Source organism: Oxalobacteraceae bacterium OTU3CAMAD1 (assembly GCA_024123915.1).
Classification (GTDB): Bacteria; Pseudomonadota; Gammaproteobacteria; order Burkholderiales; family Burkholderiaceae_D; genus Rugamonas.
Genome location: CP099650.1, coordinates 4348936 through 4361452, shown reverse-complemented (window position 1 = coordinate 4361452; position 12517 = coordinate 4348936). Strand labels below are relative to the sequence as shown.

General features: G+C 67.6%; 10 protein-coding genes. 8 read left to right on the top strand and 2 right to left on the bottom strand.

Features of this window, described 5'->3' with window-relative positions; all coding sequences use genetic code 11:
- Positions 1 to 4: 4 nt before the first annotated feature.
- Positions 5 to 1162: a GNAT family N-acetyltransferase gene (locus NHH88_18775; GenBank protein USX11750.1), complete on the bottom strand. Its 1158-nt coding sequence runs from the start codon at positions 1160 to 1162 to the stop codon at positions 5 to 7.
- Positions 1111 to 2361 (bottom strand): aminotransferase class I/II-fold pyridoxal phosphate-dependent enzyme, encoded by a 1251-nt coding sequence (locus NHH88_18770; protein USX11749.1) that lies wholly within the window; start codon positions 2359 to 2361, stop codon positions 1111 to 1113. Before NHH88_18770 ends, NHH88_18775 begins: the two co-directional genes overlap by 52 nt.
- 259 nt (positions 2362 to 2620) lie before the next feature.
- On the opposite strand from NHH88_18770, the gene NHH88_18765 reads away from it, so the two are divergent.
- Genes NHH88_18765 through NHH88_18730 form a run of 8 tightly spaced genes read left to right on the top strand, consistent with a single transcriptional unit; the run spans position 2621 to position 12436 of the window.
- Positions 2621 to 4255: an acyl-CoA ligase (AMP-forming), exosortase A system-associated gene (locus NHH88_18765; protein USX11748.1), complete on the top strand. Its 1635-nt coding sequence runs from the start codon at positions 2621 to 2623 to the stop codon at positions 4253 to 4255.
- A complete protein-coding gene (locus tag NHH88_18760; GenBank protein USX11747.1) occupies positions 4252 to 5538 on the top strand; it encodes a pyridoxal-dependent decarboxylase, exosortase A system-associated in 1287 nt (428 codons plus the stop codon). The genes NHH88_18765 and NHH88_18760 overlap by 4 nt, the downstream gene beginning before the upstream one ends.
- Positions 5535 to 7361 (top strand): asparagine synthase C-terminal domain-containing protein, encoded by a 1827-nt coding sequence (locus NHH88_18755; GenBank protein ID USX11746.1) that lies wholly within the window; start codon positions 5535 to 5537, stop codon positions 7359 to 7361. Before NHH88_18760 ends, NHH88_18755 begins: the two co-directional genes overlap by 4 nt.
- Positions 7362 to 7365: 4 nt before the next feature.
- Entirely contained in the window at positions 7366 to 8391 is a 1026-nt protein-coding gene (locus NHH88_18750) for a polysaccharide deacetylase family protein (GenBank protein USX11745.1), read from the top strand.
- A complete protein-coding gene (locus tag NHH88_18745) occupies positions 8388 to 9068 on the top strand; it encodes a hypothetical protein (GenBank protein ID USX11744.1) in 681 nt (226 codons plus the stop codon). Before NHH88_18750 ends, NHH88_18745 begins: the two co-directional genes overlap by 4 nt.
- On the top strand, positions 9065 to 10198 hold the full coding sequence (locus tag NHH88_18740; protein ID USX11743.1) for an acyltransferase: 1134 nt from the start codon (positions 9065 to 9067) through the stop codon (positions 10196 to 10198). Before NHH88_18745 ends, NHH88_18740 begins: the two co-directional genes overlap by 4 nt.
- Positions 10191 to 11432, top strand: coding sequence for an ATP-grasp domain-containing protein (locus tag NHH88_18735; protein USX11742.1), 1242 nt, complete (start codon positions 10191 to 10193; stop codon positions 11430 to 11432). Before NHH88_18740 ends, NHH88_18735 begins: the two co-directional genes overlap by 8 nt.
- Positions 11429 to 12436, top strand: a complete 1008-nt coding sequence (locus NHH88_18730; protein ID USX11741.1) for a glycosyltransferase — start codon at positions 11429 to 11431, stop codon at positions 12434 to 12436. Before NHH88_18735 ends, NHH88_18730 begins: the two co-directional genes overlap by 4 nt.
- Positions 12437 to 12517: the final 81 nt, after the last annotated feature.

Here is a 12517-nt window from a genome sequence, read left to right as displayed (position 1 = left end):
GACGCTACTCCATTGATTGTTCGGTTGTTGCGGCTGTTGTCGCTGTTGCTGCCCCGGCCGGGGTGGCGGCCGCCAGGTTGCGGTGTTCGGCGCGCCGTTGCCACGCGTGGTGCAGGCGGCGCAGTCCGGACCAGCGGTAACTGTTGACGTGGTACAAGGTGCGCACTTCGTCGCTCCAGCGGCGGTGCCACTCCATCACCTTGCCATAGAATTCAAGTCCCTTGAAACGACGTAGCGCAAACAAATGCTGACAAAGTTCTTCCAGCAGCAGGAAAGCCGGGCTGTATTGGCTGCCCAGCGACTCGTCGTAGGTGGTTTTCAGGATGATGACGCTGTCGCCGCCCTCGACGCACAGGTTGACCGCGACCAGGCGGTCGTCGAACCAGTAGCGGTAGACGGCGGCGTTGCCGCGTTTCGCCATGCCTTCGAGCATGGCGCGGTAGAACCGGCCTTGGGCGTTGTCGAGGTGCACCGAGGTGCCTTCCTTGGATTTCCAGCCGGCGCTTTCGAGCCGGCCGAAGTCGGCCACGGCGGCGGCCATGCCCTCCGCGTCGCGCGTGACTTCCATGCGGGTGGCGATGCCTTCCTTGAGCAGTTTGGCCCGCTGCTTCTTCATGTTGGCACGCAGGTTCTTGCCGCGCCCGTTCCAGTAATCGGCGAACTCGCCCTGCAGCGCCACGCGGGCGGTGTCCAGATAGGGCAGCACGGTGATGCGGTCGCTGTCCTCCGGTTGGCGGGTGACGGCCGGATCGCACTGGGTCATGCCGAGCAACAAGGCGCCGCCGGGCAGGGTACGGATCAGGGCGTCGAGCAGGCGCGGCAAATCCTCCGGCGCCAGCGCGCCAGGTTGTTCCAGCCACAAGGTGACCGGCGCCTGCGACGGTTGAAAGGTTTCCCAGACGCCTGCGCGGCGCGGGCAAACGATGGTCATCACGACCACTTCGTTGTCCTTGCGCCACATGGCCAGCCATTCGTTACCGCTGCCGAACTCCTTCAGCAGCGGTAGCACGAATTCGGGCGACAGCAATGGCGCGGCCGGTCCGGCGATGTTCAGCCCGGACCAAGTGGCGGCGTGGTCGGCGAAGCGGGCGGCCGGCACCAGCGACCAGCTCATGCCTGCGCTCCCGCCGTCAGCGCCGCGCGGATCTGGACGATCATCCATTCCAGCTCATCGTCGCGCAACTCCTGGTGACAGGGAAACTGCATCACGTGGCGCGACAGCTCGACGCTGGCGTCGCACACGGCCGCGCCCGCGTCCGGCCACAGGAATTCGCCGAAGCGCAGGACTGGCACGGCGCCGCGCTTGAGCGCGGCGAAGACTTGTCTTGGTTGCTCCACCCACAACGGAAACACCCAGGGATAGACGTTGTCCGGCAAGGCCGGAAACAGCGGCCGGCAGCCGGGCAGGTCGGCCAGCGCCGCGTGCAGTCGTAGATAGTGGCGCCGGCGCAGCGCGCCCATGCGGCGCCGCGACACCAGCCGCAGCATCAGCCGCGAATACACCGACGAACGTTTGTCCAGCCAGGCCGGATCGAAACTGAAACCGCCTTCCGACGAGCCCGGCGACAGCGGTTGCGCGCGCGCCGGATTGCGCGCCTTCATGCGTTGCCACAGCGCGTTCTTGAGCGCCATCGGCAGCGCCAGCAGGTGGCGCAGCAGGCCCAGGCGGTGGTACTGACAACCTTCCTCCAGCGCGTTGATGGCCACCTTGGCCTCGAATCCGGCACCGGCCGAGCGCAGCCGCACGCCGTCCAGCGAATGGCGCGCCGACACCAGGCAGCCGCCTTCATATATAGGAAGGAATTTCATGCTGCTGGCGATGGCGTAGTCGCCGAACGAGCCCAGCGGCTTGCCCTGGTATTCGCCCAGGAAGGAGTGCGCGCAGTCTTCCAGCAGTTTGATGCCGTGGCCGTCGCAAAACGCCCGCAGCTTGTCGAGCGGTTGGGGAAAGCCGAAGTAATTGGTGGCCATCAGCACCTTGGTGCGCGGCGTGACCCGGCGCGCCAGGTCCTCCAGGTCGATCTCGGTGTTGCGCAGGATGCGGTAGAACACCGGCTGCGCGCCCGACCAGATCACCGGCTCGATCATCGACGCGCAATGGTAGGCCGGCACCAGCACCTCGTCGCCGGCGCCGACCGTCATTTCCCTCAGCGCCAGCGCGATGGCGACCCGCCCGCTGGTGACCAGGCGCGCCGGTCCGGCATCGACGATGGAGCGCACGGCGGGATGCCCACGGTGCAGGAAGGACGCGGTGGACAGCACGGGCCGAAGTGGAATCGGCGAGGCCGGCGGTGGTGCGGATGCGGCTTGCGCGCCGCCAACGGCCGGCTGGAAACCGACATCCTGATTGACATTCAACATGCTCAACTACTCCCCGGCCGGTAAGATTGGAGGCGACTCTTCGTTCGCCCCTCCGTTACCATTTAGACATTTTTCGAGTATAGCGCTCCTGATAGTCCGATGCACTATTAATAACGAACGATGTCAAATTGTGTTGTTTTCGTTGTAATTGAATATTAAAATGCTAATCTGCGTGCCATTCTGATATCATCATTCGACCTGTGGCCGAGGCCGGCCGATCAGCAAAAAACCTGCATAAAAACCTGCAAAAGAGGGTGACATGGGCTGTGCTACGAGCTATCTGGTGCACGATTTTATTTTCTCCTCGGCCGAGCGCGCACCCGCCGCCGAAGCGTTGGTCGACGGCGCCCGGCGCCTCACCTATGCGCAACTTGCCACCCTGACCAAGCGCACTTGCGCGGCGCTGCGGGCGCGCGGCGCGCGGCGCGGCGAACGGGTCGCCGTCTACATGGAAAAGAATATCGAGCATGTCGCGGCGCTGTTCGGCGCCGCAGCAGCCGGCATGGTGTTCGTTCCCGTCAATCCATTGTTGAAGCCCGAGCAGGTCGCTTATATCCTGCGCGACTGCGACGTGCGCGTGCTGGTCACCAGCGCCGACCGGTTGCGCCAGCTCGCGCCCAGCCTGGGCGGCTGCGACAGCCTGCACACGGTGCTGGCGCTGGGCGCGGCGCGCGCGGCCGCACCGGTGGCCGATATCGGCCAGATCCGGGTGCTCGACTGGGAGGCGGCGCTGGCCGAAGCCGACGCCGCCGAGGCCAACATCGACACCGCCAACTTGCCGGCCCGCCGCATCACCGATTCCGACGTCGCCGCCATCCTGTACACCTCCGGCAGCACCGGGCAGCCCAAGGGCGTGGTGCTGTCGCACCGCAACCTGGTGGCCGGCGCGGCCAGCGTCGCCAGCTATCTGGGCAACAAGGCGGAGGACCGCATCCTGGCCGTGCTGCCGCTCAGCTTCGACTACGGTCTGAGCCAGCTGACCACCGCCTTCCTCAGCGGCGCCTGCGCGGTGCTGATCAACCACTTGCTGCCGCGCGACGTGCTCACTGCCGTGATCGCCGAACGCATCACCGGCCTGGCCGGCGTGCCGCCGCTGTGGATACAGCTGGCCGCGCTCGACTGGCCGACGGTGTGCACCCTGCGCTATCTCACCAATTCCGGCGGGGCCATGCCGCGCGCCACGCTCGACCAGCTGCGCGCCAGGCTGCCGGCCGCCCAACCCTATCTGATGTACGGCCTGACCGAGGCGTTCCGCTCGACCTTCCTGCCGCCGGCCGAGCTGGACCGCCGTCCCGATTCGATGGGCAAGGCCATCCCCAACGCCGAGGTGCTGGTGCTGCGCCCCGACGGCAGCGAATGCGCGCCCGGCGAGCCGGGCGAACTGGTGCACCGTGGACCGCTGGTGTCGCTCGGCTACTGGAACGACGCCGCGCGCACCGCCGAGCGCTTCAAACCCTACCGCTCGCCGCTGACGGGCCTGATGCTGCCGGAGATGGCGGTGTGGTCCGGCGACACCGTGCGCCGCGACGAGGACGGTTTCCTGTATTTCATCAGCCGCGCCGACGAGATGATCAAGACCTCCGGCTACCGGGTCAGCCCGGGCGAGGTGGAGGCGGTGCTGTACGCGCAGGGCGAGGTGGCCGAGGCCGCCGCGCTGGGCGTGCCGCATCCGGTGCTTGGCCAGGCGATCGTGGTCGTTGTGTCCGTGCGCGACGGACGCGTGCTCGACGAGGCGCGCCTGCTGGCCGCGCTCAAGCCGCACCTGCCCAACTACATGCTGCCGCATAAAATCATCCTGGCCGATACCAGCCTGCCGCGCAACGCCAACGGCAAGATCGACCGCAAGCTGCTCAGCACGCAATATCTGGCCAGCTTCACGGCAGCGGCAGCATGAGCGCTGAATCGAGCCGGGCCGCGAGCCAGGCGCCGGTCCACGCACCGCTGGAGCAATTCCCCGTGCGCGACGACTGCCTGCACGTCGGCGGCGTGCCGCTGACGCGCCTGGCCGCGCAGCTGGGCCAAACCCCGTTCTACGCCTACGACCGCCACGCCATCGCGCGCCGCGTGGCCGAGCTGCGCGCGGCGCTGCCGCCTGGCGTGCAGCTGCACTACGCGATGAAGGCCAATCCGATGCCGGCAGTGGTGCACCACCTGGCCGGCCTGGTCGATGGCATCGACGTCGCCTCCGGCAACGAGCTGCGCGTGGCGCTCGACACCGGCGTGGCGCCGACCGACATCAGCTTCGCCGGTCCCGGCAAGGGCGACGGCGAACTGGCCTGCGCGGTGGCGGCCGGCGTGATCATCAACGTCGAGTCGGAAGCCGAGCTCGATCGGATCGCCATGATCGGCCTGCGGCTCGACATCCGTCCGCAGGTGGCGCTCCGCGTCAATCCCGATTTCGAACTCAAGTCGTCCGGCATGCGCATGGGCGGCGGCGCTCGCCAGTTCGGCATCGACGCCGAGCTGGTGCCGGCCTTGTTGCAGCGGCTGGCGGCGATGCCGGTCGACTGGCACGGCCTGCATATCTTCAGCGGCTCGCAGAACCTGAAGGCGGCGGCCTTGCAGGAAGCCCACCAGCAAACCCTGGCGCTGGCCATGCGCCTGGCCGAATTCGCGCCCCGTCCGATGCGGCTGCTGAACATCGGCGGCGGCTTCGGCATTCCCTATTTCCCCGGCGAGCAGCGGCTCGACGTGGCGGCGGTCGGCGCCAACCTGGCGCTGTTGCTGCCGGACGTGCGACGCGCGCTGCCGGAGGCACAGATCGTCATCGAACTGGGCCGCTACTTGGTCGGCGAGGCGGGCGTCTATGTCAGCCGTGTGATCGAGCGCAAGGTCTCGCGCGGGCAGGTGTTCCTGGTCACCGACGGCGGTTTGCACCATCACCTGTCGGCCTCCGGTAACTTCGGCCAGGTGATCCGCAAGAATTATCCGGTGGTGATCGGCAATCGCGTTCATGGCACGGCGCGCGAGACGGTGTCCGTCGTCGGGCCGCTGTGCACGCCGCTGGACCTGCTGGCCGACCGCATGGAATTGGCCGCCGCCGGTCCTGGCGACCTGGTGGCGGTGCTGCAATCGGGCGCCTATGGGTTGAGCGCAAGTCCCGGCGGCTTTCTCAGCCATCCGGCGGCGCTGGAAGTACTGGTCGGACAACAAGATCGCGATGGAGCGGCTTCATGAGTGGAATCTGTGGGTGGATAGGGCAGGGCCGCGACGCCGGCGCTAACCGTGAGCTGGCCGAGACGATGGCCGCGCCGCTGGTGGGCATCGACGGCCAGCCGCCGCAAATCATGGCGGGCGCGGCCAGCGCCATGGCCGGCGCCGGCGTGCAATGCTACGAGGCCGATGGCGTGCGCTTCATGCTGTGGGGCGAGGCCCGGCTGCGTGGCGGCGCCGATATCATCCCGGGCCCGGCCTGGACAGAACTATGGCGCGGGCAGGGCGCGCTGGCCTTGTGCGAAGCGCTGACCGGCGCCTTCGCGCTGGCCGTCATCGACGAGCGCGCCGGCGAGGCCTTGCTGGCGACCGATCACATGGGCAGCTTCCCGCTGCTGTATCAGCAGCAGGGCGAGACCCTGGTGTTCGCCAGCTCGGCCCAGGCGCTGCGCCGCCACCCGCTGACGCCGGCCGAGATCGATCCGCAGGGCTTGTACAACTACGTTTTCTTCCACATGATTCCGGCGCCGGGCGGCATCTACCGGCACCAGCAGCGCTTGCTGCCTGGCAGCTGCCTGCATTACCGCCAGGGACGGATCGAGTCGCACACCTACTGGCGCATGCGCTTCGACGAGCGGGTCGACACGCCGTTTCCCCAACTCAAAGAGGAATTCCGCCAGGTGCTGCGCGACAGCGTGCGCGAGAGTGTGGGCAACGGCAAGGTCGGCGCCTTCCTCAGCGGCGGCACCGACAGCTCGACCCTGGCCGGCATCCTGTGCGAGACGGGCGGCGCGCCGGCGCAAACCTATTCGATCGGCTTCTCGGCCGACGGCTACGACGAAATGTCCTACGCCCGCCTGGCCTCGCGCCATTTCGGCACCGACCACCACGAATACTATGTGACGGCCGACGACGTCGTCGACATCATCCCGCGCATGGCGAAGGCTTTCGACCAGCCGTTCGGCAACGCCTCGGCCGTGCCCGCGTATTACTGCGCGCGCATGGCGGCGGCCGACGGCGTCACGCGCATGATCGGCGGTGACGGCGGCGACGAGCTGTTCGGCGGCAATGAGCGCTACGCCCGCCAGCAAGTGTTCGCGCTGTACCAGAAGGTGCCGGCGCTGCTGCGCGAGGGCTTGCTCGAGCCTGCGCTCAATCATTTCCCCGGCGCCGACCGCGTGGCGCTGTTGCGCAAGGCGCGCAGCTACGTGGCGCAGGCGTCGGTGCCGATGCCGGCCCGGCTGGAAACCTACAACCTGCTCAACCGCTATGGCGCGGCCGAGGTGTTCGAGCCGGGCCTGCTGGCCGGCGCCAACCCCGGGCGTCCGCTGGACGAACTGGCGGCGTCCTACGGCCAGAGCGACGCTGGCAGCCTGATCAACCGCATGCTGGCGCTCGACCTGAAGATCACCTTGGCCGACAACGATCTACCGAAGGTGCGCGGCGCCTGCGCGCTGGCCGGCGTCGAGGCCGCGTTCCCGTTCCTGAGCGAATCGATGGTGGCGTTCTCGTCCCGCTTGACGCCGCGCCAGAAACTCAACGGCAGCCAGTTGCGCTATTTCTTCAAGCAGGCGCTCGACGACTTCCTGCCGCAGGAAATCATCCATAAGGAAAAGCACGGCTTCGGCTTGCCGTTCGGCGTCTGGATGCAGCAGTATCCGCGACTGAACGAGCTGGCCGGCGACAGTCTGCAATCGCTGCGCCGGCGCGGCGTCGTGCGCGGCGAGTTCATCGACAAGCTGCTCGGCCATCACGTGCGAGAGCACGCCGGCTACCACGGCACGATGGTGTGGGTGTTGCTGATGCTGGAGCAGTGGTACCAGCAGCATCAAGAAACCCGGAACTGATGTCATGCGCGTCTGCCTGACCATCGATACCGAATTCAGCATTGCCGGCGCCTTCGCCGACCCGGCGCTGCGCCCGGTCGGCGCGCAGATGGTCCGTTGCGACGTCGACGGCCGCTCGCAGGGCCTCGACTTCATGCTCGACTGCTTCGCCCGCAACGACATCACCGCGACGTTCTTCATCGAGACCTTGCAACGCCACTACTTCCGCGACGATCCGATGCGGCCGCTGGCGCAGCGCATCGCCGCGGCCGGCCACGAACTGCAACTGCACGCCCATCCGTGCTGGGCGGTGTTCCAGCACGACGACTGGGCCGAGCGCGTGCGGCGCGAGCCGCGCCAGGACGATTTCGCCGGCCGCGACGAGGCCTCGACCTTGGAGCTGCTGCGCCAAGGCCAGGAAACTTTCCGCGAATGGGGCCTGCCGCCACCGCAGGTGTTTCGCAGCGCCAGCCTGCAGCATGACAGCGGCCTTTATAGTGCCATCGCCGCCGCCGGCATTCCTTACAGTTCCAACATCGGGCTGGCGATCTACGACAGCGGCGATCCGCGCTACCGTTTGTATGGCGGCCGCCATCTGCGCCACGGCGTGCTGGAATGCCCGGTGCTGACCTTCAGCGACTGGCGCCTGCGCCGTCCGCACCTGAAGACGCTGTCAATCTCCGGCACCAGCTTCGCGGAAACGCGAACCTTGCTGGAGCTGGCGCGCCGGGCAGGCATGGAGCTGGTGGTAATCCTGACTCATCCCTTCGAATACGTGCAAAGCCGGGGCGCCGATTACCGCACCCTGCGCAGACACGGCGTCAACCAGGAACGGCTGGAGCGCCTGTGCGGCTATCTCGCGGCCAACAGCGACCTGTATCAGGCCAGCGGCCTGGCCGCCGCCGCCAGCCTGCCATTGGCCCCGCAACAAGCGGAAAACCATCTGCTCAGCGGCGCGCCGTGGCAAAGCGTGTGCCGCATGGCGACCCAGGTGTTGTACGATCGCTACGGCCATTGGGCATTGGCGCGCCAGAGCGCGGGTGCGGCATGAACTGGCGCCTTCCTTTCGCGCCGCTGGCCGAGGCCATCAACCGCCGACACGGGACCTGGCGCGGCCTCGTGCGCGCGGTGCTGGCCCGGATCGAGCTCGCCAGTGGCCGCCTGTCCGGCTTCCGCCTGCGCCATCCGCACAAGGTGCGCCGCGCCGTCTTCATCTGCCTCGGCAACATCTGCCGCAGCGCCTTCGCCGAGCAGGTGGCGGCGCGGCTGGACATGACGGTGGCCTCGGCCGGCCTGTCGACCCACACCGGCTCGGCATCGCCGGACAGCGCGCTGCGCGCCGCGCGCCGCCACGGCTACGACATGAGCGCCCACCGCGCCACCGACCTGACCGACTTCGACGTCCAGCCGGGCGACCTGTTCCTGGTCATGGAAGTGCGCCAGGCGCGCGAACTGCGACGCCGGCTGGGACCGCGCACCGATGTCGAGGTGGTGCTGCTGGGCCTGTGGTGCACGGGACCGATGCCGCACCTGCACGATCCCTTTACATTGAGCGACGCCTACTTCGACCAATGCTTCGCAAGGGTGCGCCAGGCGGTGCGCGGCCTTCAGCGCGCCGTGCCGCAGTTGACGCGGCGCGAGCCCGCCGAGACGCCGGCCATTGCCAACGAACCGGCGGCGATCCGGCGCGCCGCCGGCGCATCGAACCGCAGCGGGAGCGTCGCATGAACCGGGGATTTTCCATTTACCTCGATCTGGTGCGGGTTCTCGCCGCGCTGGCGGTGATCGTCTACCACTCCAATTTCCGCCTGCTCACCACCGAGAAGCTGCCATTCAGCAACCACGGCCACGCGGCGGTGATCGTCTTCTTCGTGTTGTCGGGCTATGTGATCGCCTACATCACCTCCGAGCGCGAGAACACGCCCTTGTCCTATTGGTCCAGCCGGCTGTCGCGCTTCTACTCGCTGGCGCTGCCGGTTGTACTGCTGACGCCACTGCTGGACATGGCCGGCGAGGCCATGACGCCAGAGTTCTACACCGGAGGCACCACCACCTACGGCCTAGCCTGGCTGCGCATCCTGACCAGCCTGACCTTCCTCAACGAGGTGTGGCTGGTGTCGATCATGTCGTTCTCCAACGTGCCGTACTGGTCGCTGTGCTACGAGTTCTGGTATTACGTGCTGTTCGCCATCGTCACCTTCACGGCCGGCCGCACCCGCGTGTTGCTGGCCGGCGCCGTCATGCTGCTGCTCGGCCCCAAGATCCTGCTGCTGGCGCCGGTGTGGGTGGCCGGCGTGGTGCTGTTCCGCTGGCAATGGCTGCACGCGCTCAAGCCACTGCCGGGCGCGCTGCTGTTTGCCGCCTCGTGGCCGGCTTACTGGCTGTTCCACCATTACGGCATGACCGATGCCGGTTCGAACCTGCTGTTGCGGCTGGTCGGCGCCGACTTGCACCACCAGATGGCTTTCTCCAAGTTCTTCATCACCGACTACCTGCTGGCGCTGATCGTGCTGGCCAACTTCGCCGGCATGCGCGCGCTGGCGGACATCGCGGCGCGGCCGCTGGGCCTGATCGAACCGGCGATCCGCCCGCTGGCCGCCTACACCTTCAGCGCCTATATTTTGCACCAGCCGCTGATGCAGTTCTACGCCGCGCTGATCGACGGCGACCCGGGCCAGCCATGGTTCTACGCGGCGACGATGCTGGCCACCTTCGCCACCATCGGCGTGCTGGGCAGCCTGACCGAACAGCAGCGCCACCACTGGCGGCATGCGATCCGCAAGCTGCTGGCGCGCATCTTCGACCGGGCGGGCCGGCATCTGCCGGAGGCGCCGGTGGCGGGAGTACCCCATGGCTGAGACCTTGATACCGGCGGTGGTGCTGGGCATCGATACCCCGATCGGGCTGGCCATCATCCGCGACCTGGGCCGGCGCGGCGTACCGGTGATCGGCATCGCGCACAGCGCGTCCGGGCTCGGCCTGCGTTCGCGCTACCTCACGCGGGGCTTGATACGTCCGGGCGGCGGGGCCGCCGGTCTTCTGCAGCAATTGCGGCAGCTGTCCTCGGAGATCGGCCCGGCCTGCCTTTTCGCGATCTCCGAAACCGACATCGCCGCGCTCAACCTGGAGCGCGCACAGCTGGATGGCTACCGCTTGATGTTCGCCGACACGGCGCGCATGGAGCGGGTGCTGCACAAGGACCAGACCTATGCTGCCGCCGCCTCGGTGGGTATCCACGTGCCGCGCACCTTGCACCCGGCGTCGATGGAGGAGGCCGCCGCCGCCGCGCCGGGGTTGCATTATCCGGTCATCCTCAAGTGGGCCGATCCTAACGGCGCCATGCAGCCGCTGCGCAAGGCCGGCCTGTCGCTCGACAAGCTGCGCTACTGCGCCGACGCCGACGAACTGCTGGCCGGACTGCGCCGCTACGAGGCGGTCGGCATTTATCCGATGGTGCAGGAATTTTGCGCCGGTTACGGCCTCGGCCAGTTCGTGCTGATGCGCGACGGCCAGGCGCACTGCCTGTTCCAGCACCGCCGCGTGCACGAATGGCCGCCCGAAGGTGGCATTTCCACGCTGTGCGAATCGCTGCCGCCGGATCAACACGCCGGGTTGATGGAACAATCGGTCGCTCTGTTGCGCGCGTTGGACTGGGAGGGCGTGGCCATGGTCGAATACCGCTATGACCCGGCCACCGGGCGGGCCGCGCTGATGGAAATCAACGGTCGCTTCTGGGGCAGCCTGCCGTTGGCCTGCCAGGCCGGCGCGGCGTTTCCATGGTACGCCTACCAGCTGCTTGGACTGGACCGGCCGGTGGCGCAGGCGCCGTACGTGTCAGGGCTGCGCGCCCGATTCATGGCGCCGGAGACCAAGCGCCTGTGGCGCGTGCTGACCCGCAAGCCCAGCGACGGCTATGTGCCGCCGGCCGGAGCGCTGGCCGAGATCGCCGGTTATCTGTTCGACTTCGTCCGGCCGAGCACCCGCTATTTCGTCCACAGCTGGCGCGACCCGATGCCTTTGTTGAGCGACCTGTGGCTGACGGCGCGGCGCTTCCTGCCCGCGCTGCGCATCCCGCAACGGAGAAAAACATGAACGTCGCAGTCGACAAAGACGCAGGCGCTTTGCCCACGGTCGCCGTGATCATTCCGTACTACCAGCGGCAGGAGGGCATCCTGCACAAGGCGGTCGTGTCGGCGCTGGGCCAGCGCGGCGAGCACCGGCTCACCATCATCATTGTCGACGACGCCTCGCCGGTGCCTGCGCGCGCCGAGCTGGCCGGCTTGCTGGCCGATGAGCCGGAGCGCATCGTCATCATCGAACGGCCCAACGCCGGTCCCGCCGCCGCCCGCAACACCGGACTGCGCGCGCTGCCGGCCGGCACCGACTTCGTTGCCTTCCTCGATTCCGACGATGAATGGATACCGGAGCATTTGCAGCGCGCGCTGGCGGCGCTGGGGCAGGGCAACGATTTCTATTTCTCCGACCACTACCAGTTGAACCAGACGGTCAGCGCCTTCCGCCGCGCCGGCCGCATCGAACCGGCGCAACACCCGGCGCTGGCCGGCGCCGATGAGCTGTACGCCTACCGGGGCGACATGTTCGACCAGATCCTGAGCGGCAACATCATCGGCACCTCGACCGTGGTGTACCGCCACGCGCCGCTGGCGACCCTGCGGTTCCGCGAGGAGTTCGTCTACGCCGGCGAAGACTATCTGTTCTGGCTCGAGCTGAGCCAGCGCACCGGCCGCATCGCGTTTTCGGCGCGCTGCGAGTGCGTCTACGGCGCCGGCGTGAACATCTTTTCGGGTTCGGGCTGGGGCAGCAAGACGTCGCTGTTGCGGCTGCACCACGAAATGAAATTCCAACGCGCGCTGTCGCGCCTGTTCGACCTGTCGGCGCCGCAGCGGCAGGCCAATCTGGCCAGCGTGCGCCGCCTGCGCCGCAGTTTTGTCGCCGATCTGCTGCACCGCGTGCTGCACCGGCAGGAAGTCTCGCCGTCGCTGCTGGGACGGCATTGCAAGGTCGATCCGCAGACCTTCATCTACGCCTTGCCATTGGCGGTCGGCATCGCGTTGCAGCGCGAACGCGGGAAGTAGCCCACCATTTAAAGACTCACCGAATATCCTGAGTGGAACGATGGCGTTGGGGAGACGGCCACGATTCCGGTGGTCCAGGAT